23 protein-coding genes are annotated in these 26,861 nt (G+C 43.9%); 4 read left to right on the forward strand and 19 right to left on the reverse strand.

The window, feature by feature from the left end:
- Window positions 1–124 precede the first annotated feature (124 nt).
- Both HPL003_RS26055 and HPL003_RS26060 read right to left on the reverse strand, forming a co-directional pair.
- The gene (locus tag HPL003_RS26055; protein WP_014282801.1) at window positions 125–862 is read right to left on the reverse strand and encodes a cyclase family protein; all 738 of its coding nucleotides are present in this window, start codon (window positions 860–862) and stop codon (window positions 125–127) included.
- Between the two features lie 176 nt (window positions 863–1,038).
- Window positions 1,039–1,260: a GH12 family glycosyl hydrolase domain-containing protein gene (locus HPL003_RS26060; RefSeq protein WP_014282802.1), complete on the reverse strand. Its 222-nt coding sequence runs from the start codon at window positions 1,258–1,260 to the stop codon at window positions 1,039–1,041.
- A gap of 642 nt (window positions 1,261–1,902) precedes the next feature.
- Between HPL003_RS26060 and HPL003_RS26065 the strand changes: the two genes are divergently transcribed.
- Window positions 1,903–3,186, forward strand: a complete 1,284-nt coding sequence (locus HPL003_RS26065; RefSeq protein WP_014282804.1) for a pectate lyase family protein — start codon at window positions 1,903–1,905, stop codon at window positions 3,184–3,186.
- A gap of 148 nt (window positions 3,187–3,334) precedes the next feature.
- Here HPL003_RS26065 and HPL003_RS26070 read toward each other — a convergent pair whose 3' ends face one another.
- From HPL003_RS26070 to HPL003_RS26090, 5 genes are all read right to left on the reverse strand, one after another.
- Complete coding sequence (locus HPL003_RS26070) at window positions 3,335–4,402, reverse strand: ABC transporter ATP-binding protein (protein ID WP_014282805.1); 1,068 nt, start codon at window positions 4,400–4,402, stop codon at window positions 3,335–3,337.
- Between the two features lie 215 nt (window positions 4,403–4,617).
- Window positions 4,618–5,997, reverse strand: coding sequence for a sensor histidine kinase (locus tag HPL003_RS26075; protein ID WP_014282806.1), 1,380 nt, complete (start codon window positions 5,995–5,997; stop codon window positions 4,618–4,620).
- A gap of 2 nt (window positions 5,998–5,999) precedes the next feature.
- The gene (locus tag HPL003_RS26080; protein WP_014282807.1) at window positions 6,000–6,713 is read right to left on the reverse strand and encodes a response regulator transcription factor; all 714 of its coding nucleotides are present in this window, start codon (window positions 6,711–6,713) and stop codon (window positions 6,000–6,002) included.
- Window positions 6,714–6,882: 169 nt separating this feature from the next.
- Complete coding sequence (locus HPL003_RS26085; protein WP_014282808.1) at window positions 6,883–7,416, reverse strand: hypothetical protein; 534 nt, start codon at window positions 7,414–7,416, stop codon at window positions 6,883–6,885.
- Window positions 7,417–7,572: 156 nt separating this feature from the next.
- Window positions 7,573–13,305, reverse strand: coding sequence for a WIAG-tail domain (locus HPL003_RS26090; RefSeq protein ID WP_014282809.1), 5,733 nt, complete (start codon window positions 13,303–13,305; stop codon window positions 7,573–7,575).
- A 188-nt stretch (window positions 13,306–13,493) separates the two neighbouring features.
- Here HPL003_RS26090 and fabV point away from each other — a divergent pair, with 188 nt between their 5' ends.
- Together fabV and HPL003_RS28110 are read left to right on the forward strand one after the other, a co-directional pair.
- Window positions 13,494–14,681 carry an enoyl-ACP reductase FabV gene (gene fabV, locus HPL003_RS26095; RefSeq protein ID WP_014282810.1) on the forward strand — a complete coding sequence of 396 codons (1,188 nt, stop codon included), beginning with the start codon at window positions 13,494–13,496 and terminating at the stop codon, window positions 14,679–14,681.
- A 262-nt stretch (window positions 14,682–14,943) separates the two neighbouring features.
- Entirely contained in the window at window positions 14,944–15,096 is a 153-nt protein-coding gene (locus HPL003_RS28110) for a DUF1540 domain-containing protein (protein ID WP_081473770.1), read from the forward strand.
- A gap of 73 nt (window positions 15,097–15,169) precedes the next feature.
- Here the strand turns inward: HPL003_RS28110 and HPL003_RS26100 are convergent, their stop codons facing one another.
- Entirely contained in the window at window positions 15,170–15,433 is a 264-nt protein-coding gene (locus HPL003_RS26100; protein WP_014282812.1) for a hypothetical protein, read from the reverse strand.
- 92 nt (window positions 15,434–15,525) lie between these two features.
- On the reverse strand, window positions 15,526–15,897 hold the full coding sequence (locus HPL003_RS26105) for a DUF4190 domain-containing protein (RefSeq protein ID WP_014282813.1): 372 nt from the start codon (window positions 15,895–15,897) through the stop codon (window positions 15,526–15,528).
- Between the two features lie 708 nt (window positions 15,898–16,605).
- Here HPL003_RS26105 and HPL003_RS26110 point away from each other — a divergent pair.
- The gene (locus HPL003_RS26110; RefSeq protein WP_014282814.1) at window positions 16,606–17,970 is read left to right on the forward strand and encodes a DUF6055 domain-containing protein; all 1,365 of its coding nucleotides are present in this window, start codon (window positions 16,606–16,608) and stop codon (window positions 17,968–17,970) included.
- A 484-nt stretch (window positions 17,971–18,454) separates the two neighbouring features.
- On the opposite strand, the gene HPL003_RS26115 is transcribed toward HPL003_RS26110, so the two are convergent.
- The 10 genes from HPL003_RS26115 to HPL003_RS26155 all read right to left on the reverse strand — a co-directional run bounded on the left by HPL003_RS26115 (window position 18,455) and on the right by HPL003_RS26155 (window position 26,856).
- Window positions 18,455–18,667, reverse strand: a complete 213-nt coding sequence (locus HPL003_RS26115; RefSeq protein ID WP_014282815.1) for a MerR family transcriptional regulator — start codon at window positions 18,665–18,667, stop codon at window positions 18,455–18,457.
- Between the two features lie 370 nt (window positions 18,668–19,037).
- Window positions 19,038–20,057 (reverse strand): WXG100 family type VII secretion target, encoded by a 1,020-nt coding sequence (locus tag HPL003_RS26120; RefSeq protein ID WP_014282817.1) that lies wholly within the window; start codon window positions 20,055–20,057, stop codon window positions 19,038–19,040.
- Window positions 20,058–20,155: 98 nt separating this feature from the next.
- Entirely contained in the window at window positions 20,156–20,368 is a 213-nt protein-coding gene (locus tag HPL003_RS26125; RefSeq protein WP_014282818.1) for a hypothetical protein, read from the reverse strand.
- A gap of 243 nt (window positions 20,369–20,611) precedes the next feature.
- Window positions 20,612–22,012, reverse strand: coding sequence for a helix-turn-helix domain-containing protein (locus tag HPL003_RS26130; protein WP_014282819.1), 1,401 nt, complete (start codon window positions 22,010–22,012; stop codon window positions 20,612–20,614).
- A gap of 743 nt (window positions 22,013–22,755) precedes the next feature.
- Window positions 22,756–23,643, reverse strand: a complete 888-nt coding sequence (locus HPL003_RS26135; RefSeq protein WP_014282820.1) for a tyrosine-type recombinase/integrase — start codon at window positions 23,641–23,643, stop codon at window positions 22,756–22,758.
- Window positions 23,644–24,411: 768 nt separating this feature from the next.
- Window positions 24,412–24,636, reverse strand: a complete 225-nt coding sequence (locus HPL003_RS26140; protein ID WP_014282821.1) for a hypothetical protein — start codon at window positions 24,634–24,636, stop codon at window positions 24,412–24,414.
- Between the two features lie 52 nt (window positions 24,637–24,688).
- Window positions 24,689–24,835 carry a hypothetical protein gene (locus HPL003_RS29355; RefSeq protein ID WP_014282822.1) on the reverse strand — a complete coding sequence of 49 codons (147 nt, stop codon included), beginning with the start codon at window positions 24,833–24,835 and terminating at the stop codon, window positions 24,689–24,691.
- Between the two features lie 33 nt (window positions 24,836–24,868).
- Window positions 24,869–25,546 carry a hypothetical protein gene (locus tag HPL003_RS28940; protein WP_014282823.1) on the reverse strand — a complete coding sequence of 226 codons (678 nt, stop codon included), beginning with the start codon at window positions 25,544–25,546 and terminating at the stop codon, window positions 24,869–24,871.
- 126 nt (window positions 25,547–25,672) lie between these two features.
- On the reverse strand, window positions 25,673–25,888 hold the full coding sequence (locus HPL003_RS26150) for a hypothetical protein (RefSeq protein ID WP_014282824.1): 216 nt from the start codon (window positions 25,886–25,888) through the stop codon (window positions 25,673–25,675).
- 197 nt (window positions 25,889–26,085) lie between these two features.
- Complete coding sequence (locus HPL003_RS26155) at window positions 26,086–26,856, reverse strand: hypothetical protein (protein ID WP_014282825.1); 771 nt, start codon at window positions 26,854–26,856, stop codon at window positions 26,086–26,088.
- Window positions 26,857–26,861 lie beyond the last annotated feature (5 nt).

A 26,861-nucleotide genomic window follows, 5' to 3' on the forward strand; every position in this document is an offset into this window, starting at 1 on the left:
GCAATCAAGCACACTGTTCACGACCCCAAATAAAGCATAAAAGACCGGTTCAGATATATCTGAACCGGTCTTTTATGCTCAAGATGATTGTATAATCGTATTCAAACAACCCGGTATCAAATGATTAAGGCAAAATAGCAAAAGAACGCACCGGAAATCCGGGGGAATCCTGAATGCTCGGTACGATATTATAAATAACAGCACCCGTCGCAGGCAGCTTATCCAAATTCGTCAGCACCTCAACCTGATAACGATCCTGTTCCAATATGTAATATTCCCCTACCAGCTTCCCTGCTTTGCGATAGGCCACGGAGGAATCGGTATCCAGCGTTTCATGTCCGATGGCAGCCACATTCCGTTCTTCCACCAAAAAACGCAGCGCTTCCAGCGACCAGCCCGTGCAGTGTGCGTCTCCGGTTGCATCCTTGTTCGAAAAAGCTTCCGAATCAGGCCAACGCTTGCTCCAATCACTGCGAAAGGCGACAAAGGATTGATCGGCAATCCGTCCATGCTCCTTCTCAAAGTCTACAATATCCGCAACTGTAAGCTCATAGTCGGGATTAGCGGCGACAGCTGCTGAACGATCAATAACAACCAGTGGCAGAACCAGTTCCTTCAAGGAAAGCTCATGTAAATAACGTTTGCCCTTCACAAAATGAACTGGCGCGTCAATATGAGTGCCATACTGACCCGGAAAACAGTATTGCTTCACAAAAAAACCATCGTCATGAGTAAACAGCGTGTCAACCTTAACATTATCGAATACCGGAAAATGAGGAATTTCAGGATAAAAGGCGTGGGACATATCCACCCACTCTTTTTGCTTCAATAACTTCAAGATATCTGCTAAATGCTCTGCCATGATGCCCATTCCTCCTCAGCTATATTACAAGGATTGTACCTGAGGATTTTGCAAAAATCCACAAAGTGACTTGTAATCAGAAATATATAAAAGCCCCTCTCCATCGACAGCAAAAGGTCCATCATGCAGATGTCTTTTTTCGCGTGCCTGCTTGAGAGGGGCTATGTTCTTGAAGACTATTGTACGTTAACATTCCATTTGCTGATATTCATAGAGCCGCTACCACCGAAAATTTCAGTACCGAATTCCACGCTGCTGACGAATTTCGCGTTACTCATCCATTTTTTTGTATAAATCATATAGTCGGTAAAATTTTTGATATTGAACGACGCGCTACTCGTATTGGACTTTCTCACAAAGGAAAACACGTTCCAGCCTTGAACCTGTCCTTGCCCCACACATTATTAAATACATAGTACTTGTTATTGGCAAAATGAATTTGGCCGATGGGGTGGATGAGGAAGCTGCCGAGGCGGTCATAGCAGGCACGAGCAACAGGACCGTCAACGCAGCCAGCCAAAATCTGCGATAAAATGAGCGGTTTCTTAACATTTGATATTCCTCCTCTTAGATTGAAATCGTTAACATTTTCAACTAATCTATGCTCACCTCCAATTGTCTAGTGTATGACCTATTACTAGTATTATGGTAAATAAACTCAATTGTGTTATATTTACCAATTTATATTGTAGCATGAAATTTGATATTTTTCCAGTATTTTTCCACGGAAAGTGAGCATTCCGAAGACGGAAAATAATGATTTTCGAAAAAAAAATACAAAAACAATTCCATATATTCATATATACAATTCCCATTTCATGTGATTGTTAACGTTTTCATTAGTGTGACTACGATATTAATGGAAAAAAGTAGGGGTACGTTGTATTATGTAAAATTTTCGACAAATATTTTAGCATGTAACTTTTATTATATTAACAAATACTGGAACAAGAAGTATGATAGAAAAGTAGATACCATAGGAGCACCCGGGACTCCCTTCGTTCGTCTACTCCACTAACCCAATATACGGAGGTAAATTTATGAAAAAGAGATTTTCACTCGGCATTGCAGTAGCTCTGCTGTTCACTACCCTTGCTCCTCTTGGCACACCCGCTCATGCGGCAGGCGATATTGGTAAAGAGGTGCTTGGTAGCAAGAACGGATGGGCAGCCTTTTCTACAGGCACAACAGGCGGATCTGCAGCCACAGCTTCCAATATTTTCACCGTAACCAATCGCAAACAACTTGTGGATGCCTTAGGTAAAAGCAGCAATACAACTCCTAAAATCATTTATGTCAAAGGTACGATCAATGCCAATGTCGATGACAATAACAAGCCCTTGGGATTAAACGATTACAAGGATCCTAAATACGATTTTGACGCCTACCTCAAAGCGTATGACCCATCCACATGGGGTAAAAAGGTTCCGTCCGGCACATTGGAAAAGGCACGTGAGGCTTCACAAAAAAATCAAGCCAGTCGTGTCGTCATTGATATTCCGTCTAATACAACGATTGTTGGTTTGGGTAGCAATGCCGTCATTAACGGTGCAAACCTCCAACTGAAAAAAGGGACAGACAACGTCATTATCCGTAATATTGAATTCCAGGATGCCTACGATTATTTCCCTCAGTGGGACCCAACTGACGGTAGTACAGGCAACTGGAATTCGGAATATGACACCATTACAATTAACGGCGCCACACATGTATGGGTAGACCACAATACCTTCAATGATGGGTCTCACCCCGATAGCGGAAACGGCACCTTTTACGGCCAAGAATACCAGCATCATGATGGACTTCTCGATGTGATCAATCAAGCCGATCTGGTTACTGCTTCTTACAATCACTTTTACGATCATGATAAAACATCGATTATTGGCAACAGCGACAGCAAAACAGCAGATGAAGGGGCTTTACGTGTAACCCTGCATCACAATTATTATGAAAACACGGTACAACGCACACCACGCGTGCGGTATGGACAAGTCCATCTGTACAACAATTACTATACAGGTGATGTAAAACGCTCCGAATATCCTTCGCTGTATATATGGGGCGCAGGTAAATCTTCCAAAATCTTCGCCGAAAACAATGTCATCGACGTTGCAGGTTTGTCCGCAGCTAAAATCGTAACTGTCTTTGGAGGCACCGCGCTGTCCGACACAGGCACCCTCCTGAATGGACAAGCCGTAAATGCAGGCTCCAGCGCGGGTCTCAGCTCCTCTGTAGGCTGGAAACCATCGCTGAACGATAAGATTTCTCCATCCGCCAGCGTGAAGGCAGAAGTCACTTCCCAAGCCGGTTCCGGCAAGCTGTAAAAAAACTGCCCCGCTAGCTCAAATAGCCGCAGGCTCTCACAACCTGCGGCTTCACGCCAAAAAGGGCTGTTCTCACCGTAGATTCTTCCACGGAGAGAGCAGCCCTTCTTTTATTTTAACTCGGTTTATTTACAAACTATATTACACATTAACCGCCGTATTGTTCTACTAAAACCGGCGTTTCAAATGCATTATCCAGCTTGCGAAGCTTGGCCTTTACCGCTTCTGGCGGCTCAACCGCAGGCGCATCCGGATGCAGCAACCATGATTTCACAAAGTGCGTATCGGATAATTGAAAGAGTGGAGGCTCTTTCTCAAAGTCAATCTTCATCGCATAAGCACTGCGGGCTGCAAAAGCATCCCCTACAGGCGGATGAAGCAAATCAGGAGGTGTACCCGGAATCGCTGCCAGCTTCTGACCGTGACTGTCCAAACTTGGCATGGAAGCAAGAAGCCCCCAAGTATATGGATGTTTCGGGTTATAGAAAATTTCATTAACCGTACCTGTTTCCACGATTTGTCCGGCATACATAACAGCAACACGATCCGCCATCTTCGCTACAACGCCGAGATCATGGGTAATAAAGATGATGGAAGTGTCTATCTTCTTTTGAAGGTCCTTCATCAGCTCCAAAATTTGAGCTTGAATCGTTACATCCAATGCAGTCGTCGGCTCATCGGCAATCAGGAGCTTCGGATTGGCAGCTAATGCCATCGCGATAACGACACGTTGACGCATACCGCCACTAAACTCATGCGGGTATTGGTTAAAACGCTGCTCCGGATGTGGAATACCTACCAGATTAAGCAGCTCAATACCACGTTTGTGAGCAGCATCCTTGGATATTTTTTCATGTTTGAAAAGCACTTCCGTGATTTGCTTGCCGACTTTCATCGTCGGGTTAAGCGAGGTCATCGGGTCCTGAGAAATCAGTCCGATTTCCTTACCGCGAATTTTCTGCATCTGCTTTTCCGTTTTATTAATCAGCTCTTGTCCGTCAAAAATAATTTGACCCTTTTGATAAATACCGGGAGGGGTCGGAATCAGCTTCATCACAGCCTGTGAGGTTACACTTTTGCCTGAGCCGGATTCGCCCACGATCGCCAGCGTCTCTCCTTTATTGACATGAAAGTTTACGCCACGAATGGCCTGCACTAGTCCCTGGCGGGTCTTGAAAGATATCGTTAAGTCCTTCACTTCCAAAAGGCGGTTCATCTCATCACTCTTTCATTTATTATTAACCACTATTATTGACCACTATCTAAAAAAACGACGTTCAAGAGTCAAGGTATATACGATTAATTTTACTCAGTTTAGTACCCGCCAGTCAAGCTATATCTGCAATAATACCTAAAACCTGTCACGCCTTGTCATATTCACGGGATGTTTATCCAGAAAAACGATCATTTTTAACCATTTTTTGCACTCATTTATAACATGCGTTGAATATAGCTGAACCGCGCTCCACCCAAGGGTGAACGTGTGCAGATCAGTTCCCCGTTTAGCCGGGAGGCAATTTGACGGCAAATAGCCAATCCAAGACCTGTGACCCCGTTCGAGCCAGTATAGAATCGTCCGAACACCTCCGCTGCCTCTTGTTCGCTCAAACCGTCTCCGTCATCATCCACATGGATTACCCATACGACCTCCGGTGTGGTTCCCGCCTCCAAATGTATGACAACCTCGGTGGAGGTGTGTCGAACCGCATTTTGCAACAAATTCAGCATCATGCGGAATAACTGTTCAGCCGGAACGGCCACATGCAGTCCCTCACCCTCCACTCGAAGCGAAACAGAACGTTCAGCAGCCACTGGCATCAGCAAATGAATGGCGTCCTCTGCCATGCTTTTCAGATCAATCAATGAGACAGGCCATTCTTCATCCAGCGCCTCCAGCCTCGATAGCTGAAGCAGCTTTTCCACCATGTCAATTAACCGCTGCGACTGTACTTTGATGATGCTCAGTCCTTCATCCTGGGAGACCACCTGATCCTGAATGGCGTATACGTAGCCCTGAATGGACATTAACGGTGTCCTTAGCTCGTGAGATACATTTTGCAAAAATTCAATTTGACCGTGGTGATGCTGCTGAATACGGGTCGACATGGAATGAAAAGTACCGATCAGCTCGCCAATCTCGCTTTTGTCTGCCTGCGGAAAATCACTATCCTGCGGTTGATTCGGTTCATAGTTGCCTACGGCCTCCTTCAAACGTTTGAGTGGGCGTACCAAGCGTGAAACGACCATCAGTCCAATGACGAGAATGACGACAAAGCTCGCGACAATGGATAGCAGCGTGGTTCTCATTAATGGCACATACAGTGCTCTTAAAGAAGACAGCGGTGAATATACAAAAATACGAAAAGGCTGACCGGGCAGTTCTTCATTTGTAAACAGTATCTTTTTACCTTGGAGCACAGCAACCCCTTCATGTACGGTAGCCAGATCATGAGCAGACGGATGAACGGATGCAAAAAATCCCTGACGGATCAATAGCAAACTCTCTATCTTCTTGCCCTCCATTCCAGAAACACTGGAGTCGATGATGCGATTATCCGTGCTTAAAATAAAATAATCGGCAGACAAAAGCATACCTTTGATAACATAGTTAAGCTCAGCGTTATCCAGCCGATCAAAGCCTCCGTCGCTCATAATATGAACGGCTTTTCGTGCCTGCTCATGAAGCTTGGATTTAGCCTGATTTACAAGAAGATCGTCGATAAGCCTGATGAACAAAACCACCGTAATACAGACGGTAATGAGCATTGCGATGGATAGAGACAGCAGTATTTTAGCTCTCATCGTACGCATGGCTACTGCTCCTGAACCGTTGCTTTATATCCGAATCCCCAAACGGTATTAATGACGAGCGTAGAGTGGCATTCTGCCAGCTTTTTACGAATTCGTTTGACCAGATCATCCACGACCCTCACATCACCTATAAAATCATAGCTCCACACCTGCTGAATCAGATGCTCCCTGCCAAAAGGTCTTTCCAGATGATTCGAAAGAAACAGCAGCAGATCAAATTCACGCGAGGTTAGATTCAGCTCTTGACCGTCCACCGTTACCTTACGAAATTCAGCGAAAATACAGAGATTGCCCGCACGACATACATTTCCGTCTGCCTCTGCTGCCTCCTTATCGTCCGGTGCAGATGTTCCGGCCTTGGTCAGCCTCAGCATGGCTTTGACTCTGCCAACCAGCTCCCGAGGATTGAATGGCTTGGTTAAAAAATCACTGCATCCCAGCTCCAGCCCGTGAATACGGTCACTTTCTTCCCCGCGAGCGGAGATCATAATAATCGGCATTTCCGTAAATTCGCGCAGTTGAGTCAGCAGGGAAAGCCCGTCAACTCCGGGCATCATGATATCGAGAACGAGGCAATCCGGATGGTTGGAACGGATATGCTCTACCAGTGTTTTTCCACTGGAAAAGGAAGTCACCTCGTAGGATTCCTTTTTTAAATATTCAGATATTAATTGCAAAATGAACACGTCGTCATCTACTACTACTATTTTCGTCATGGCCTTAACCCCTTGCCGTTGTTCTGGATGATTTCATCCTCTCTATAAGCTTAACAGAAGCCTAGCAAAATAGACAAAAGACGGGTATACCGTCCCCGGTCCCGTCTTTTCTTATCATGAATCGCTGCTGTATATGCCAGGCGAGCTGGAAGTGAATTGCGCTTCAACCTTATTTCTTGGTTGTTGTTACTACTTTAGCTGCTGCTTTTGGAGCTGTTTTCACTGCTGTTTTTGGAGCTGTTTTTACCACTGTTTTTGCTGGAGTCACTTTTTTAACAGGAGCTTTGTGAGCCGCTTTTTTAGCTACAACATGGTGTGCACGAGTTTTGTGAGCTGTTGCTTTATGTTTTACTGCATAATGTCTTTTAGCATGATGTTTAACGGTACGGTGCTTCGCTTTTACAGCTTTTGCTTTATGTGCCGTTTTTTTGGCAACAGCTTTTTTGGCAGGAGCTTTTTTAGCTGTTGTTACTTTATGAGCTGTTGCAGCTTTTTTAACAGGTGCTTTCACCACTGGTGTTTTCGTCGCAGGTGCTTTTACTGCTGGTGCTTTGGTAGCCGGGGTCGTAACCGCCGGTGCTTTCGTTGCTGGTGCAGTTGTAGCTGGCGTTGTTGTCGCTGTAGCGGCGAATGCACTGCTTGCTCCTCCCAATACGCTTACTACGGTCAATACGGCTGCTGCATTTTTAGTCCATTTTTTCATGATTGTATCACCTCTCCTTTAAAGTATCTTTAGCTTATCAGGAGAATTCGGGATAATTGTGGAACAAATGTGTGAAAAGTATATGAAAAAGCGTGCAGCCCCGTATTCAAAAAATACGTGAGTCTGCACGCTGTACGTTTTACACAATTACATTCACTAACCGATGGCAATCCAGGAAACAATACCGTAGTTGTGCGCGGTTTCGTTCCATTTGGTTACTACAATCACCGCTCCATTCGGCGTCTGCGATTTCAGCGTCGCATGAAAGAGAGGATGGTTCGTCATCGCTACCAGCGTATAGTCCGGGTTCATAAAAGGCTCTGCGAATATAATGATCACTTCCGTCTCTCCTTCGCTGCCCTTCAAAAGAAACGGCGCTCTGCCAAACTGCTGCAATGCGGACTGATTGGCACAAGTACGAACCGGGGTGATGCTCAGATGCTCCGGCTTCACTGCGTTCAGCTCCAGCTCACGCGAGCCTACGGAGCCTTCCACCAGATGATGCCCTTCAATGCTTTGCTCTGCCAAGTGATGGCTTTGTACCGCAGCGGTCTGTAGATGCTCCGATCCTACAGCTTCCGGGCTCAGCACCTCGCTGTCGACGGCCTGAGCTTTCAGATGGCTGCGAGATACACTATCTGCCTGGAGTCTGTCGCCACTGATACCTTCCTCCGGCAAAAGCCCCGAGAGATGAATGTCCGTGGACAACTGAGCCAGCGTCACTGCGCCCGGCTTCAGGTGGTGCGCATCAATGGCTTCTGCTCCAATGTGTCGGCCTTCAATGGCTTCCTCAGCCACATGCTGGGACTGTACCGCTCCATTTGCAAGCTTGCCGGACGTAACCGCTTCTTCTTGCAATGTGTCTTCCGACACCACCTGCCAGCCTATATGCTGCGGCTGGATGGCACCTGCTTGCAGATGCTCCGACTGGACGGAATCCAAGGCGATATGCCTTGATTGCACCGCGCCTTCTGCCAGCGCCGATTCCTGTACCGCCCCATCGGCCAGATGAAGGTGGTGTACCGCTTGCTCCACCAGATGTACGGAGCTTACGCTGGCTTCCGCCAAATTCGAAGCACGCACCGCCCGAAGCGCAAGCTTCTCAGCATTCACGCTCCCGGCCTGGAGCGCGTGAACAGATACACTTCCCGGCGCAATATGCCGGGTCATCACTGCTGAAGCCTGCAAATGGTCAGAGGTGACGGCTTCCGGGGCCAAATGGCTCGATTGGATCGCCTCTTCTGCCAAATGGTTCCCTTGCACCGCTTCGTCCGTAATGTGCCATGGCTGTACCGAGTGGGCGGACAGCTTGGCGGCCGTCACGCTCTCATCTGCCAGTTTATTGGACGTAACAGACTCATCCTGCAAGGCATCGGTCGATATCACCTGTGATGCGATATGCTCGCTTTGAATGGTTCCGATGTGCAGATGATGTGGCTGGATAGACTCCGGTGCGATGTGTACGGACTTCACTGCCCCCTCTGCCAGCGCTCTGTCCTCTACCGCTCCATCGGCCAGGTGCTGGGGGTGTACGGACTGCGCAGACAAATGTACAGGACCGACGATGCCTTCCGCAAGGTTGGACGCTTGCACAGCCCGAGCCGCCAGCTTTTCCGAGGTGACGCTTTCCGCTTGAAGCGCACGACCGGTTACGCTATCCGGGGCCAGATGTCTCGTAAGCACCGCCGAAGCCTGCAAATGGTCAGAGGTGACGGCTTCCGGGGCCAAATGGCTCGATTGGATCGCCTCTTCTGCCAAGTGGTTCCCTTGCACCGCTTCGTCCGTAATGTGCCACGGCTGTACCGAGTGGGCGGACAGCTTGGCGGCCGTCACGCTCTCATCCGCCAGTTTGCCAGACGTAACTGACTCATCCTGCAAGGCATCAGTCGATATCGCCTGTGATCCGATATGCTCGCCCTGAATGGTTCCGATGTGCAGATGATGTGGCTGGATGGACTCCGGTGCGATATGCACGGACTTCACTGCCCCCTCTGCCAACGCTCTGTCTTGTACCGCTCCAGCTGCCAAATGCCGGGGGTGCACGGCCTGCGCAGACAAATGTGAAGGGCCGACGATGCCTTCCGCGAGGTTGGGCGCTTGCACGGCCCGAGCCGCCAGCTTCTCCGAGGTGACGCTTTCCGCTTGAAGCGCACGACCGGATACGCTATCCGGGGCCAGATGTCTCGTATGCACCGCTGAAGACTGCAAATGGGCAGAGGTGACGGCTTCCGGGGCCAAATGGCTCGATTGAATCGCTTCTTCTGCCAAATGGTTCCCTTGCACCGCTTCGTCCGAAATGTGCCATGGCTGTACCGAGTGAGCGGACAACTTGGCGGCCGTCACACTCTCATCCGCCAGTTTGTCAGACGTAACAGATTCATCCTGCAAGGCATCGGTCGATATCGCCTGTGATGCGATATGCTCGCCCTGAATGGTTCCGATGTGCAGATGATGTGGCTGGATGGACTCCGGTGCGATATGCACGGACTTTACTGCCCCTTCTGCCAGCGCTCTGTCTTGTACCGCTCCAGCTGCCAAATGCCGGGGGTGTACGGCCTGCGCAGACAAATGTGAAGGGCCGACGCTGCCTTCCGCGAGATTCGTCGCTTGCACCGAGTGTGCTGCCAGCTTTTCCGAGGTGATGCTTTCCGCTTGGAGCGCACGCTCGGACACACTATCCGGGGCCAGATGTCTCGTATGCACCGACGAAGACTGTAAATGAACCGAGGTGACCGCTTCGGCTGCCAGATGTGTCGAATCCACAGCCGCCACAGCCAGGTGACTGCTTTGTACAGCTTCATCTGTAATATGCTCGGACTGCACTGCATGGGCAGATAGCTTGATGGAGGTTACACTTTCCTCCGCCAGTTTGTCGGACGTAACAGACTCATTCTGCAAAGCATCGGTCGATATCGCCTGTGATGTGATATGCTCGCCCTGAATGGTTCCGATGTGCAGATGGTGCGGCTGGATAGACTCCGGTGCGATGTGCACGGACTTCACTGCCCCCTCTGCCAGCGCTCTTTCCTGTACCGCTCCAACTGCTAGATGCCGGGGGTGTACGGCCTGCGCAGATAAATGCGGAGGACCCACGCTGCCTTCCGCGAGGTTCATTCCTTGTACCGAGCGCGCCGCCAGCTTTTCCGAGGTAATGCTTTCTGCTTGAAGCGCACGACCGGATACGCTATCCGGGGCCAGATGTCTCGTAAGCACCGTGGAGGCTTGTAGATGTACCGAGGTGACCGCTCCGGCCGCCAGATGCGCCGAATCGACAGCCGCCACAGCCAGATGGTTGCTTTGTACCGCCTCGTTTGAAATGTGCCCGGACTGCACTGCATGGGCAGACAGCTTGGTAGAAGTTACGCTTTCCTCCGCCAATTTGACAGAGGTGACCACTTCATCCTGTAAGGCCGAGGTCGCCACGGCCTGGAATGCGATATGCTCTCCTTGAATGACCCCGTTTTGCAAATGCTCCGATTGGATGGATTCCGGCGCAAGATGCTCGGACTTCACCGCGTTCTGAGCCAGTGCCGTTTCCTGTACCGCTCCGGCTGCCAAATGTTGGGTGTGCACCGCTTGCGCAGCCAAATGTACAGAGTCGACGCTGCTTTCCGCCAGGTTGGGCGCCTGCACGGCTCGAGCAGCCAGCTTCTCCGAGGTGACGCTTTCCGCCTGAAGTATATGACCGGATACACTATCCGGGGCGAGATGCTTGGTCAGGACCGATGCAGATTGCAAATGGTTGGAGGTGACGGATTCAGGAGCTAAATGATTCGCCTCCACCGCTTCAACAGCCAGATGATTGCTCTGTACAGCTTTATCCGTGATATGCCACGGCTGCACGGAACGTGCAGACAGCTTGGAGGAAGTTACGCTGCCCTCAGCCAATTTAGGAGCTGTAATCGCCAGATCATTAATTTTATCCGTAGCTACGCTCTCTGGCGACAGTTTCAGCGAAGTTACCGCATGATCCTGCAGATGATGGGAGTACACCGCTCCACTCGCCAGATGCCCCGTTTGAACAGCGCCTTCACCTAATATGTCTGCAGTAACGGACTGCCCTTGCAAGGCCGAGGTTCCCACACTTCCGTTCCCGATATGTTCACTCAGCACAGAACCCACGGCCAAATGCGCCGAACGAACGGACTCAGCCTGTAATGCCTTACCACCCACACTTTTGTCCGCCAGATGGTTTTCACGAATAGCTCCGGACGCAATGTGTACATCTGCAATTTCTTGAGGCGCAATTTTATTTCTGGTCACCGCCCCTGCGGCAATTTTGCTTTCCGTAATCGCTTCGTCAGCGATTTTGTCAGGCTTAATAGCGTTCGAAGCAATGTGATTTTCCTTGATAGCCTGATTCGCCACATGGTGATCCAGAACTGCGCCCTTCCCTAATTTCTCGCTCGTGACAGCCCCGGATTGCAAATGCCGCTCCGTAACCGCCTCCGATGCAATATGATCTTTCCGAATGATTTCGGACTGGAGATGTAATGAAGAGACCGCCTCCGGAGCAAGCTGAGGGCCTTGTATAGCCGCTGTGGCAATATGTCTGGTAAGTACCGCCTCATCGGCGATTTTGTGCGGTAAAATGCTTTGATCCGATATTTTGGATGAAGTCACGGATTGATCGACAATTTGCAGCGAGCCTACAGACTGATCCGCCAGCTTGTTGGACTGGATACTCCGGTCCGCCAAATGACGAGCTGTCACTTGACCCGTTCCAAGCTGCTCTTCCCCAATGGAGCCGGGACTCAGATGCTTTCTTTCAATCGCTCCAGCCTGAATATGCGCACTGGTGACGGCCTCATACTCCAGATGACGCCCGCTGACAACCCCTTCTTCCAGTTGTTCCTTCCCCACAATTCCGTCGGCAAGCTGCTTGCGGTTAATCGAGCCAGGTGCCAGATGCCGGGCAGTGATGGCATGCTCCGTCAAATGTGCACTTTCAATGCTGCCAGCCTGAATTTTAAAGCCATCCACAGCCCCATCCCGCAGTTTGGCCGTGGTCACAGACTGATCCCCAAGCTTGGAACTGTCGACGGCCTCATTGGCCAAATTGTTAGACTGGATTGTGCCGCTGCGAATTTTATCAGAGGTGATCGCCTGGTCCTGAAGCATGTCTGAAGACACAATCCATTGCTTAAAGTGTCGGCTTTCAATCGAGCCATTCGCGATATGATCGCTGCTGATAATCTTATCGGCCAGCTTTTCCGGGGTGATGCTGCCATCACGAAGCTTCTCACCGCCAATGGAACGATCCTGCAACTTGCTGCCTGCCACCGAGGCGTCCGACAGATGCTCCACCGTAATGGAATCCGGGGCAATTTTCGAAGAAGTTACTGCACCGTCAGCTATTTTAATGGTATGAACAGCATAATCCGCCAGAGTTTCCGTTTGGACACTCTCTTGCTTTAGCTTGCTGGAATCTATGGAGGCGGGAGCGATCTTCTCACCGGTTACAGCCAGATCACTTAAATCGTCTGTATAGATGAAAGCATTGTTTACATGTGGCGCCTTTTTATTGTTCAAAATTTCTTCGACGTCAATTGGATCTGGTTCTGGCTCCGGTTCCGGTTCTGGTTCCGGCTCTGGCTCTGGTTCTAGCTCTTGGGGTTCCTCCATCGACACTTGAGTCTCCTCTGCATCTGCAACTTCAATCTCTTTCCAGTGCAGAGCCTCGACTTCAGGTTCGACAACAGTCTGTAGCTCCGGCTCCTCTTTGGTTGGGGGAGGCGGAGAAGCAACTTGATGAATTCTTGCTCCTGTCTCCCTCTCCGCAGGCTGTGGCTTCACGCGCTGTATCATACTTAATTCATTCAAATCCGGGTCAATTACACGATAGAGCGGCTTTTTGCTTCTGGTGGTCTTTCGGCTCTTGTTCTTCAAGCAGCTCTCTCCCTTCTCATATTTATCGTTACGGCATCATATGCAGGCTCTTAGGCACTTGCCACCCTGCATACGGGATTCACTTTTGTTCAGGAAAGGCTCTATAAAATCCACGTTTGAAAAAATATTGTTAAAAGTTAAAATAGTAAGGGTGAAGATTGCTACAAGAAGAGAGGAATTACAATAATATGATTATCAAACCAAGAACACGCGGCTTTATCTGTACCACTGCTCATCCGGTGGGGTGTGCCCAACATGTTCAGGAACAAATTAACTATGTACAAGCCCATCCTGCTATCGAGGGACCTCGCAATGTGCTTGTGATCGGGGCATCTGCCGGATATGGCCTGGCTTCCCGCATTACGGCTGCATTCGGAGCGCGGGCCAATACAATCGGCGTATATCGTCCTAGTAATGCTACAGCTACACGGACAGCATCGGCAGGCTGGTACAATTCCGCTGCATTCGAAAAGGCTGCTCAGGAAGCAGGGCTTAAATCCTTTAGCGTGACAGGGGATGCCTTCTCGGATGAAATCAAAGCCAAAACGGTGGAAGTCATTCGCGAAGAGTTGGGGCAAGTCGATTTGGTGGTTTACAGTGTCGCTTCCGGTCGCCGCACCGATTCCCGTACAGGTGAAACGTTTAATTCCGTGCTTAAACCCATTGACAAGCCGTACACAAATAAAACAGTCAACTTCCACACCGGCGAAGTGAGCAGCGTTACACTGGAACCGGCGACAGATGAAGAAGTGCAGGCGACTGTAGAGGTTATGGGCGGCGAAGACTGGCAGTTGTGGATCGACGCCTTGCGTGAGGGGGGTGTGCTGGCTGATTCCGCGACCACCTTCTCCTTTTCATATATTGGTTCAGACATTACCCAAGCGGTATACAGAGAAGGTACGATCGGAAGTGCAAAGGATCATCTGGAAGCGACAGCACATCATCTGAACGATCAGCTGAGAGCCACAGGCGGACGCGCTTTCGTCGCAGTCACCAAAGGACTGGTTACTCAATCCAGCTCTGCTATCCCGGTCGTACCTCTGTATATTTCCGCTTTGTACAAGGTAATGAAGGAAAAAGGATTACATGAAGGCTGCGTGGAGCAGAGCTACCGTCTGTTTTCCGAGCGTCTCTATGCTCCGGAAACTCCTGTGGATGAGGAAGGACGTATTCGCATTGATGATTGGGAGCTACGTGAAGACGTGCAGGCTGAGGTAGCGAAAATATGGGACGAGCTGACGACAGACAACATCTACGAGCTGTCTGATCTTGAAGGATATCGCCACGAATTTTTTAAACTGTTTGGCTTTGAATTTGAGGGAGTGGATTACGAGGCTGACATTGATCCGATCGTGGATATCCCTGCCGTTCGCTAAGTCATTTTAGTACCCTTATTGTCATTATGTTCGGACAGCAAAAAAGCTGTTCTCCGTCAGAGGGGTATTCCGCTCTGCATGGAGGACAGCTACTGTTTGATGCAAACATTGCAATTTTAAGATTCATTTGATATTGTACAAGTAGGTATAGCAAAACCCCTCTTTCCAATAAGAGGGTAATCACAGTTGGACAAGTCCTACCTTGTCTGACTGTATTTATTTGCTTAGCCTATTACATCCAACTCATAAGGAGATGAACAACATGGCAAAAGACGTTATGTGTGAAGTGAACTCATGTACACACTGGGCTCAAGAAAATAAATGTAGCGCAAGCTCCATTTATATCGTAAGCAACAGACCTACAGACACTCACAAGTCCGAAGAAACGGACTGCAAAACCTTTGAAGCAAAATAAAGCTGATTATTTCTGTAAAGCATTGTTTTACCCTAAAGGAGCCCCTAGCCGGGTTCCTTTTTCTTTTTACATTTTAGCAAGAATGATAATTATTATCAAGTCCTTTTTTAACAACTGGGAATAAAATAATAGCACAGAAGGCAAAAAAAGAAGCGTCGCTCTGAACGATTCGCTTCTTGTGCTTGATTCTTTGTAATTGTTCCTGCTTGGTTGGCTTCATTCGCACATGCTGCGATATCTCGCCATAATGATCATTTGTTTTGCGGCTCTGTGCAGAGCAGTAGTTTCCGGCGCGCTTCGCCTTGCTTAGCGCTTTTTGTGTTTGAGTACGTGCCATACGACTTTCACTCTCCTTGATTGGACTCCATTCATCATAGCATCTGGAATCCCCATCGTGAAGGGTACATGTGTATGAGCTCACCCATTTCATTAAATGTCGGAAAACGGATTGCTTTCCCCGCTTGAAGCTGCCAAAGCAACAAAGACGATTATGAAAATGATGATCAGTGTATAAATCAGTGTTCCGATAATGCTGCATACCAATCCGGCAATAGCCATACCCCTGCCTTGTTCGCCATGACGGTTAATTTCCTTCAGGGAAAGACTGGATAAAATAATACCAACGATTCCGATAATGAACCCCAGATAGGGAATGACAACAGCTAAAATACCCAGCACCATCGAAGCTACAGCTTTATTGTTTGTAGGCGGAAGCTGTGGGGGCGGATTAAATGGGGCGTTATAACCATTCGTCTCCTGAAAAGGATCGGACGATTGGGGGTCTTTGTATAAATTACTCATTTGTCTGTTTCAACTCCAATATGTAAAATAACAATATATACGTTCTAGGGTACCACAATCTTACAAATCAGGACAGTACTTATTTCAAAAAGTGATGGTTATCTTTAAAATCCGTATGCAATTCTGATTAAAGTTCACACTACATTTTACCGCAATACGTCTGTACTTAATTGTCGAGATCATTGGCCTTTATATAAAATGTAGTCAAGAAGCTAAAGAAGCTTACATAAAAAAGAGCAAGAATGCACCTAATACCCTCACTCTTTCGCAACAGCCGCTTTGAAGAGCGGTCGCCAATAGGTTGTATCATGAACTGGACTGTTACCTTACCATAGTAGGGCAGCGGTCTATTTCTTTTTGTTTTGGTACAATTCAATAATAATGGTGACGATCGGCACCCAAACCTTCAGGTCTACATGAGTATACGCAACGATAATAGTAATCTTCTTATTTCCATATATATACATCTATCAACTCGTAATCCAGCAGCAAAAAAAATCAAAACCTCTTATCCTTAAATTTGATTTTATCAAGAAACTAAGTAATATTCTCAGCTAAATCAATTTAATTTCGCAGACCGTTCTTCTGTTCAGAGATTTATTGGAAAATAATATAAAATACTATAATATTTTCATTTCAGCATCAAGAAATTTACGTTATTATATGGAAGAAATCAATATACTACATTAATGTAAAGGAGTGTTAATTATGAAAAAGCTAGTATGCTGCTTGTTAATGGTCTTATTATTATTGAATGTAACAAGCTATGGGGCAGTAGCTGATTTATTAGGCGCTGCCAAAACGGCAAAGGCTGAAGATGTTGAAAGTGTTGTCACTACAGAAAGTATGAAAAATGCAGACGAATACAAGACAAGGGATGCTTTTTATTCTTCATCTGATTCTTCTGTAAATCGTGCTACCTCCGAGCATTTTCAAATTATTTGGGGAAACAATGATACAACTGGAACCGTAAATAGGGATTTTGTTAATGGCAACTTGGCCAACCTCGAAAGTATCCGTTCATTTTACATGGATAAATTTGGATTGAAGGACATCGGAACTTCCCCTAATCGAGGAATAACCGGAAAATATAAAACGAACATTTACATTGCGAGCACTGGACTGAATAAGATTGACGAAGATTGGGCTTATATGTCAATAGACAGAGATGCATTTGGTTACATTGTCATGATGCCGGCAGCGATGCGTGTAGACCCACCAAGTTGGGTAGTTCCTCATGAATTAGGCCATGTATTTACCTACCATAACGGAGGAGAAGTCCCTTATGAGTGGTATGAAGCGGTAGCTAACTTCTTGCGTAATGAATATTTGGGTAGTGATTACTACAGTTATGGTGGAAGAGTATATGGTCCAGACTCTGACTTCTTTGCCCCTTTTATACTGAATTCAGAATCACATTTTCCACATACAAAGAATTGGTACGATGCATGGCCTATTCTCCTCTATATTCATGAAAATCCAGATCACATCAACGGCCTTGGCCATCAAGCAATGTTGAATTTATTGTCTTACGGCCAAAAAGATACGACTTACTTTGAATCTATGGAAAAGGTAACTGGAGTTTCTATTAAAGAAATACTGGGTGGAATGGCAAGAAGAATGGTAACTATGGACTTCAAGAGTCAACCATATTATTTGAAGCATTTAAATGAACTTTTGAATACTGACGACAATTATAATAAGATATATACAACACTCGTAAATGGAAAAGACGGCTGGATGACCGTACCTCAAAACAAGGCTCCACAACAGACAGGCTACAACATTGCTCCTTTAAATGTTGATTTGAGCAAAGCTTCCGTCACAGTAGATTTCCAAGGAACAAGCAAAACTAGGGGCGCTGATTGGAGAGCTAGCATTGCTAGCGTAACGCATTCGGGGGATACCCGATATTCTACAATGTGGAATAAAGGGAAGAATTCCTTAAATTTGCAAGGAGACGAAAAGGCTGTTTATTTGGTTGTTTCCGCAACTCCAGATGAAATTAAACATTTTAATATTGAAGAGAACGGTGAAACTTATCCTTATAAAGTAAAAGTAACAACAAAGTGATTGTGGATCATAGAAGAGTTTGCGAAAAGAAGTGAATAAATGCCTGAACAATGGCACTGGTATCAAAATACCAGTGCCATTGTTGTTAGTATGCCCTGTTTTCTTAGCACTTCACACTGGAATGAGATAAAGTGCTAAAAGCTTATCAGGTGTACGTTCAATCTCAGGCACACAGTTGCTTCATTAATGCTATCTATTTATTAGTAAGTAAACATTGATACATAAGCACTTTTCGTGGTGATCCAGCATACAGTATTTTACCTATTACTGATAGTTAAATACTTCTCATCTAGTCTCGTTAAACCTCAAAAAACCTTATCGTATCAATGTTTCTTACTCACTACTTTTCATTTAGTCACATCCAATCTCATTGGATTTTATCATTTTTTTGAAGTCCTGTGGCCGCTGCGTGACCACTAAACAATAAAAAAGAACACATTCAGCAAAATTTGATTGCTTGGTGTGTTCTTTTTTTATACATGGTTTATACACTGCTATAAGTGGATGATTCGATTATGTATTTTGCGAAAAGTGGTTTTGCTACTCTCAATTGTCTACCTACCTTCATCACTGGGAAATTTCCAGAATTTGATTCATTGTAGGCTACTGCCTGACCAACCATAAGGATTTCCTGAATATGGGTTACGTCCAACAGTGGTGGATATGACTCCAAAGCTTTTAACATTTCTTCTTCCATATATGTATAACTTCCTCCTGTTTCATTTCTGCTTGTTTGTTTATCTGCGAATAGTTCAAATCCTCTGTTGTTTCGTAATCTTCAAGCTTTCTTCTATCCAATGTAATATCCTCACTCTGTATGAGATATAGAGAACCCTCCACCTGATAAAAACGCCCCGTGTCACTGTGGGATTGTGGTAGTCCGATCCTTCTCTTAGTATATTTTCTGTCTCTTAAGTTTCGTATTACTGCCTGAACCTATGCTTTCAGCTACATTATGGTTGATATTGGAGCATGGTGTATGCAAATACCATCCCCCTTAATTCTGATAGGCTATCTTTGAAAAAAGCTCACTCCCATTTTATTGCCAAAGGAGCAAGCTTCGTGGATTAGTTGTCTTCTGAATCTTCGGCATGATAGGACTCATGAATTGCACTCAAATTTGTCGCTTCTTTTCTCAAAACTATTTCTCCTGTAGCTGGATTAAAACCAGCCGCAGCACTTTCAGGCAAAATTTTATCTTTCTTATCAATCAAAACCTTTATATCTAGTGCATCCATTTCTTTTTTAAATGACTTCATTTCACTCACATTCATAATTCTGTGTCCAGTTGGCGTTACCTTTCTCTGACCACTTACAGGCATCTCTTCCCACGATTTCAAATCTAGGTCATGGCCTTTGGGAAATGGTCTTACCTCACCATTAAACTTTATTGTATTACCAATCCCAAGTTTGGGTTTGATTACTGAACTGACTCCTCCAAATAATCCGGCTGTACCGATCATATTAGCCCAGTGTTCCTTGGACCAAGCGTTGCTAGGGTTAAATGCTCCCTGAATCATGCCCGTTACTCCAAATGTACCGAAATTGAGCATGTCATTCCAAGAATCGTTTTGTTTAGCTGCCCGTTCCATGTATCCTTGATACATTCCTTTTGGAATACCATACGACATATAATCTAGGAAGCTCCAAACCGAATCAAACTTTTTCTCATAGCGTACTGAGTTAGCATCTACAAAATCCTGACCTAGTTCAGTTAAGCTATCTACTGATTTCTGGAATGCATTCCGTGTATCTGGAGCAGGAACAACACATGAATTCGGTGGAGGTGGTAAACAACTTGCGTCAATATTACCTGCCTCCATCAGATCTGCTAATCTGAATTTATCTGCATGGTGACGTAACTCCCTAGCAATAGAATCCGTCAAGGTAACAAAGTCATTCATATTCTTCTGAGAGGTTTGGAAGGAATAGTAAAAGTGCTCTTTAGTCAGTCCTTCCCACAATTGCCCCATAGATGAAATTTGTTGTACTAAATTACTATTCATTTGAGTTGCCGTTTGCTGTGCTAACTCAAACTGCTTGGAGACAGTCATAAGCTGCTCTGGTGTCACTTTAATTGTTGTCATAATATACCTCTGTTTGAGTTCGTTATGACATAATAACACTATTCAAATTTATGGAAAACCATCTTGATTCCTAATTGTTATGTGAACAATTAACCTTTCTACCTATGTCTAAAGGCCTTATAGTGCGTAACGACAACCATATCCTGCAATTCAGGGATAAGAGTTAGGAGTTTTTTGTAGTTATGTAACTGCTGTTTCGTGATGCCAAGTTCCTGAGCAATATCGGCTTGTGTTTTTTGCCAAAGTAAAATTATTTGACTTTGCAATTCCATATGTATATTGATTATTTCCTTCCAGATTGGCGCTTCCATCTCTCACTCCATAAATTCTCTCCAATTCAACAATACACTTAGCAAAACTTCAGCAAATACAAAAAAGACTAGACGGGCAATCCCATCTAGCCTTCCACTAAACCGATTATATACAGTGTGCCACCTTGTTTACCATTGATCCATATTAGGGATGATTACAGCCCTCCATGTGTCTCTTGAGGTGTGATAGGTTTATTCACTTGCACTGGAAATTGGCTTGGAACAACCAACACCAACATTAAGCTAGTGACCAGAACGATTATTGGTAATTTTCTTCTCATCTTCGTTCACCCCATCAATCAAAATTTGGTAGGAAATTGTTGTTTCGGAAGATGCCTCTTTTCTATAACGTTCAAATAGTTTGACACACTTGATTATACATGACTTATTATTAATTGCAGAGGATATCTCCAAACTGTTGATTAAATACTTAAAACCATTACGATACGCTGTTTTACGAAAGTAGTAATCGGCTAATTCTTTTAAAAAGTGGGTGAATCGCTCCGAAACAAATTGTCGAGTGTACACGCCTACGCTTTTTTGTTGCTCCAAAAAAGACTGGATATCTAATTCAAACTGCTCAAGTATATCATCTACATTAATATTATATCGGTTGGCTGCCTCAATTATGTTTATCAATGCAGGTAGAACCTCATTTTTATGCGAACTAGCGTAAGATAAATAATCGGGGAGGACAGTTACTTCTCCAGACAATAATTTATACGCATAAATGTTGGCTTGCGCCCACTCCTGAAATCGTTTTTTCCAATCTTGTGTTTCTCCATCTATTTCCTTTACCCAACTTAAATCGGCATAAGCATAGGTGTATCTTAATGCTGTTTCATAGTCACCATATGCTTCACATACACTTGCATGTAGCAATTGAGAAAAGGCCAGATATGCAAATAGCGGTCGGCTTGGCTTCTTCTGTTGCTCCAGCCTTGTACTCTTCTGAGGTCGTTCTTTAAAGTATTGAATTTTGGCCTTATTCTCTAAGCTTCGAGCTATTTCATCAAGCATATCCCATTCACGCAAAGAACGACACACATTCCCTAAATCTTTCAGAGCATCAAGCTGAACTATTTCATCCAATCGTTCGACAAAAGATTCAAAACGTGTAGCTGCCCTGAGATTGCGTTTTTGATCATCTCCAATTTGGATCGTGAATATACGATACTGACAGACTGCCAAACGCTCGGAGTGCTGGTACTTCTCCCCTTCTGCTACACTCTCATAGAGCAGCAGTGCGGCAGCATGTTGCCCCTGTGCAAATAATCCTTCTGCAATATCAAATAGTCTGGGAGAGTACAATAACTTGTCCATGATTGCTCCAACCATTCTTCGGATCGCATCCAACTTGTCCAGCTCCGCACAACGATATAACAACGGCTCAATTCGGCGCATATTTGGGGAACGTTCTATAATGTAATTTTCTATGTATAAATCGTAGAAGTAGCCTTCTGGTAACCCCATAGCCAAAGTGATTCGGTCAAGCTGCTGTACAGAAACAGGCCGATGCTGAGTAATCCAATTACTAAGCGTTCTTTGATGAACCCCCGAATATTCCGCAAATTGACCCAACGTCATGTTATTTTGTTTTAGATAATCTTCAAACTCTGCCGAAATCGTAGGTGTATGCTTCATGCCATAACCACCCCTTATCAGGAACTTGTAGGATATCAACTTATAAAAAGAGATCTATTGCAATCATATGATAGAATAACCTTCCGCAATATATCATACCATCTTTTGGCATAAAATCATATACCTTTCATATATGTGATTTAGATACCTTATGGGATAGAATTGCGATGATTTCATGGTTAAGAGTATCATCTTATGTTTATGTATAATTTATTGGGAAAATCAGAATACAACTCATCCAATACAAAGTTTCCTAATTGAATAGTCATGTTCGTATTCCCATGTAATTTATCTATGAATTTACCTTAGATTTGATGTGTAGCATACAGGCAACCTTAACGATATTTAGGATGGCATCGAGTAAAATTTAGGCTGAGTCGGGGAATGGAAGTGCTATGCACATATTTGTGGAAAATGAATGGTAATTTGATTTTAACCATCCCCCCTTCCGTACCGGAAAATTTTCCGTATCGGTATCGAATGGGTTACTTGTATGTAGCATATAGCGTGATGTAAACAATGTCGTTACAATTATCGAATGCTGAATCATTCGCTTATAAAGTAGCTTCAGTGTGTAGATGGATGTGCTACAGCATTATTTGGAAAATAAATAGGCGTTTTGGGTGTAAACTATCCTCCCTTTATTCAAATCGATCAACAATATATGGTTATTAACAACAAAAAAAGCCTAGCGCTTACACTTGGCTTGTAACAGTGTACATGGTGTACACACGTATTATATATTATGAGAATGCTCTTTCAATTGCTGTAATCATTTCTTGTTCATTTGGTTTAGAGTAACGACGTGTTACATTTACATCTTTATGTCCCGCCATTTCAGCCACGGCTGCAATATCATTCCCTGATTTAACAAGGGTACGCACAAATGTATGTCTGAGGGCATGGGGATGTGTTCCATACTTATTTAGCATATGCTGTACTGTTCGAACTGAGATACGTTTACGTTCATTACTGATAAACAAGGCTTCGTTTTCATCCGTCCTTGAGTCAAGGTATTTACTGATATGGTAACGCACGTCAACAGCCAGTGGTAAAGAACGTGACTCGCCACCTTTACTTTTGCGTACAATCAATTTTCCTCCACGTTCTGACATAGTTACATCACTACGATTGAGTGAGCATAGTTCAGATCCACGTAAACCACATTGCATTAAAACATACATGATAGCAATATCTCTTAGAACCCCATCCTTTTCAACTTCACGAAGTATACGTTTCCGTTCTAAGTCGTTTAGTGACTTTGGGGCTGTTTGTGTTTGTCTTTGAGGTCGAGTACGTTTAATCCGATCAACTATATCCGGTCGAGAGATGAAACGGGCATACACACTCAAACAGGCAAACACTTTATCTACTGTTGATGCGCTCTTTCCATCCTGTTCCAAATGTTTTATGTAGGCTTGCACATCATATCTCGTTAAGTTATTCAATTCTCCTCCATTGGGTTCAATCCAGTTCACAAAAGCATTCATTATTCTCATATATGTACGGACAGTATTTTCACTCTTACCAAGCGCTTCTTGTTCATTTAGGAATGACTGTACTTCTACGCAACATTTTTCCATGCTTAGCTCCTCCATATCTATTACTTCTACGACACATTGATTATCCATAAGTATGTTCTCTTTGGAAGCAGCCTGTTCAATCAGCACACCATAGATACTTTATGACACAGAGTTAGAGCCTTTATGCCGGACAAAATGGTCAGCAGAAATAACCATCTTGAATTTCAAGACAGTATTAACCAAGTTGGTTAGCACTCATATGAATAGTTGGACACAGCGTCCAATTCAATGATCAACTTAGAAAATTTCGAAGTCGATATGATTTGTATATGTACGTTAACCAGTCAATGTTGACGATGTGTCAACCATTATAGGAGTATGCTCAACTCTGAGCTAACTGGACAAATTGCATCGACACCCGTATCGAAGCTCAATCGTCAAAATTGATCATATGTTCATAAATAATATATTCCATATAGCTTTTTGCCGTGTTCGAGCCAAAATTATGCCTGAATATATTTGTACCGTGGCTGTATCGAGAAAATAGCTAAAACATAGATAAACAAAGGGATTTATGAAGAATTGCTTTGCATCGTAACACGTATCGTACCAATAAGAGAAAAATGTCCAAAAGATCTTGATGCATCAAGGGATTTTTAAGTTTTTATAAATTAAATTTTGTAAAACTAAAATTCGAAATATCCTTTACTTATTTATGTTTTTAAAAACAGCATACCTCTATCGCAATCGTGAAACGTAACAAGAATCGCGGAGTGGATGACATATTTTCATGTTTTTTCACTCTAATAGGCTTACTCAATTCTTATATGTATGCCATCTCTAGGACAAAATGCCCCAAAGACAAAAGGGTACAAATTATATTAGAAGAAGCTCATTTTGATTATTTTTCATAGAACCTTTCGATTCAACAATGAGTGAATAGCCTAGTATTTCAGCATGAACATCAAATCCTTGCTCCCTATCTACTGCAATTCTCAAGATATTTGCTTTTTTACCTTTAAGAAAACTAGCAACAGCTAAATTCACTTCGTTCTCGGTCATTACAAAAGGATCTGGGCATCTCACCATTAGGATAGGCACTTATCAAAACTCCTTTCTATGAAGTATCGTTTTACCTTTTCTTTTTTGACTTTTAAGCATCCTTCATTTGATGAAGGTTGATTTTGCCAACAACATAGAACACTACACCACTAAACAATAGCGCTACAAGTAGCCACTTATGTATAAGCAAAGCAACGATACAAATCAGAGCAAATCCTTTGAGCGCTTGTTTACTCACAATTCACCTTCTCCTGTGAAAGACTCATTTTAATCAGTCATAAATATAACCTTGTTTGGGCAACAAATATTGTTTTTGTGGTGATAAATCATAGAAACATCCACACTCATGGCACCAATATCGTGTACTTCCATATGCTAAATGTTCGATGTCTGAATTATCTAACCCCAAAATCTCTAATGCAGGACTATCTTTCATCTTTAAAATATTTCGGTCGCCTTGATAGTTAATATCGCTACCAAGAATAATCCATTCATGAACACACTTGCTTTGACCTCTAGCGGTTATTCTTTTGCATCGATAAGAATTAACTGTTGGGCTTTTATGTCCCACTCTAAAATACTCGAATTTTTCATGTACTCCCACTGTTATCCTTGCCACATCTCCACATATGCAACTCCTATAAATTACAGTTCCTTCTTCGAAATCTGCATTTATATACCACCCCATATGTGTATTATCATCGTGTTGAGAGAGGCAACTTCTGCAAACATGATTTAGTACAGTTTTGGCTTTTCTGGACTTGCACAGCGAACAAGTTAATCCTTCTATCTTGGCCTGGTATGACAATTGTATTTTATGTAGTCGTAATTTAGTCGAATCAACAAGAAAACAATCATTACATAACGCATAGAAGTCCGTGCTAATCTCTTCATGACAGCGATCACAATATATACTCGTTTTGAGTCCAAAATACCGCTTAATTTCCATGAATTTTTTCCCCCAAATTTATTGGATTTAAAAAAACTGTTTATAGCAAATCATGTAACTCAATCATTCCAGATTTATTATTATCTTCGAATCGAACTTTAGCTCTAACAGGATTGCTTAATTCATCTACTTCAAATTCAGTAATTGAGCAAGTTCTTCCTTTGTTTTTGCCTTTTGGGGATTTAAGGATTCAACAATATAATGGCCTTCTATAAATAAGTCAACCGATCTTACTGTAACTCCTCCTCTTACTTGTTCCAAAATATAACCAGAAGTTTTTTCACTATCTTTTATATGATTATAATCAACCATACCTCTATTAAACCTCGAAAGAGAATCCATTCTGAAACTCCCCCTTTCCCAAACAAAGTTTTATTTTAGGAATCTAAATTTTGATTTGTTTCATTAAGTTTTGAAATTAAATAATCGAAAAACAAAATACATCTCAAAGCATTTAATTTATACCCATATTTAGTATCCGCTCCATGCAAGATCGCATGTCTACTTAAGGGCGACTTGATTATTTGGCCATGTTTAAATCAATCCAACACACAATCTATATAAAAAAGTCTAACCGCATCATCTAACGAAAAACTACCTGTATCTTTGAGAACCTCCTCAATTAATCTTTTCAATTCCTTTTGAGAAACATAACCTGTAACATTGCCTCTTTCTATAATTATCCCTTCAATTTGGGGTAGCAATGTTGAGATTGCACTATGATACCTACCTTCGATATAATTAGCAACTGATTCTTCTAGTATTATTATTCTATCAACTAACCAATCTACTGTTTTCCAATTATTAAGATAAGATTTAATTTTTATATCATTATAGTTATCAAGTATTAATTCATATATTTTTCCCTCTGCCTCATCTTCACCATTTTGCACATAAAACTCATATATTCCTTTAAAATCTTCGAAATCCATATCAGGATGAGGGGGGAAATTCAATCTTACCATTAGTATTTTATATTGTTCAAAATCCTCGACAGTTTGTTTTAAAAGTTCCGATATCGAGCCAAACGCTTTTTTTATTATGTCTTGCTGTTGATTTAAGTAGTTAAAAGTGGGTTCCATGTTTCTCTGCCACTGTATTTGTTGTTCATTCCAAATCTTTAAGGGATTTTGCACAGCCCTCCTGAACTCTCTTTGTTGTTCTATCCACTTCTCTATTGGATCACTTAGCACCGTTTTAAGTACTTGCTGCTGACGTCTCCATTCCTTCACTGGGTCTATAAACGCTTTTCGTATTGCTTCTTGTTGCCTTCTAAATTCCTTGTATGGATCATTCTGATCCCAACTCAATTTAC

This window comes from Paenibacillus terrae HPL-003, assembly GCF_000235585.1.
Lineage (GTDB): Bacteria > Bacillota > Bacilli > Paenibacillales > Paenibacillaceae > Paenibacillus > Paenibacillus terrae_B.

Excerpts from the sequence above, each read along its gene's own strand:
- HPL003_RS26055 (WP_014282801.1), bottom strand. The coding sequence starts at position 862 with ATGGCAGAGCATTTAGCAGATATCTTGAAGTTATTGAAGCAAAAAGAG.
- HPL003_RS26065 (WP_014282804.1), top strand. The coding sequence starts at position 1,903 with ATGAAAAAGAGATTTTCACTCGGCATTGCAGTAGCTCTGCTGTTCACT.
- HPL003_RS26070 (WP_014282805.1), bottom strand. The coding sequence starts at position 4,402 with ATGAACCGCCTTTTGGAAGTGAAGGACTTAACGATATCTTTCAAGACC.
- HPL003_RS26075 (WP_014282806.1), bottom strand. The coding sequence starts at position 5,997 with ATGCGTACGATGAGAGCTAAAATACTGCTGTCTCTATCCATCGCAATG.
- HPL003_RS26080 (WP_014282807.1), bottom strand. The coding sequence starts at position 6,713 with ATGACGAAAATAGTAGTAGTAGATGACGACGTGTTCATTTTGCAATTA.
- HPL003_RS26085 (WP_014282808.1), bottom strand. The coding sequence starts at position 7,416 with ATGAAAAAATGGACTAAAAATGCAGCAGCCGTATTGACCGTAGTAAGC.
- fabV (WP_014282810.1), top strand. The coding sequence starts at position 13,494 with ATGATTATCAAACCAAGAACACGCGGCTTTATCTGTACCACTGCTCAT.
- HPL003_RS28110 (WP_081473770.1), top strand. The coding sequence starts at position 14,944 with ATGGCAAAAGACGTTATGTGTGAAGTGAACTCATGTACACACTGGGCT.
- HPL003_RS26100 (WP_014282812.1), bottom strand. The coding sequence starts at position 15,433 with ATGGCACGTACTCAAACACAAAAAGCGCTAAGCAAGGCGAAGCGCGCC.
- HPL003_RS26105 (WP_014282813.1), bottom strand. The coding sequence starts at position 15,897 with ATGAGTAATTTATACAAAGACCCCCAATCGTCCGATCCTTTTCAGGAG.
- HPL003_RS26110 (WP_014282814.1), top strand. The coding sequence starts at position 16,606 with ATGAAAAAGCTAGTATGCTGCTTGTTAATGGTCTTATTATTATTGAAT.
- HPL003_RS26115 (WP_014282815.1), bottom strand. The coding sequence starts at position 18,667 with ATGGAAGAAGAAATGTTAAAAGCTTTGGAGTCATATCCACCACTGTTG.
- HPL003_RS26120 (WP_014282817.1), bottom strand. The coding sequence starts at position 20,057 with ATGACAACAATTAAAGTGACACCAGAGCAGCTTATGACTGTCTCCAAG.
- HPL003_RS26125 (WP_014282818.1), bottom strand. The coding sequence starts at position 20,368 with ATGGAAGCGCCAATCTGGAAGGAAATAATCAATATACATATGGAATTG.
- HPL003_RS26130 (WP_014282819.1), bottom strand. The coding sequence starts at position 22,012 with ATGAAGCATACACCTACGATTTCGGCAGAGTTTGAAGATTATCTAAAA.
- HPL003_RS26135 (WP_014282820.1), bottom strand. The coding sequence starts at position 23,643 with ATGGATAATCAATGTGTCGTAGAAGTAATAGATATGGAGGAGCTAAGC.
- HPL003_RS28940 (WP_014282823.1), bottom strand. The coding sequence starts at position 25,546 with ATGGAAATTAAGCGGTATTTTGGACTCAAAACGAGTATATATTGTGAT.
- HPL003_RS26150 (WP_014282824.1), bottom strand. The coding sequence starts at position 25,888 with ATGGATTCTCTTTCGAGGTTTAATAGAGGTATGGTTGATTATAATCAT.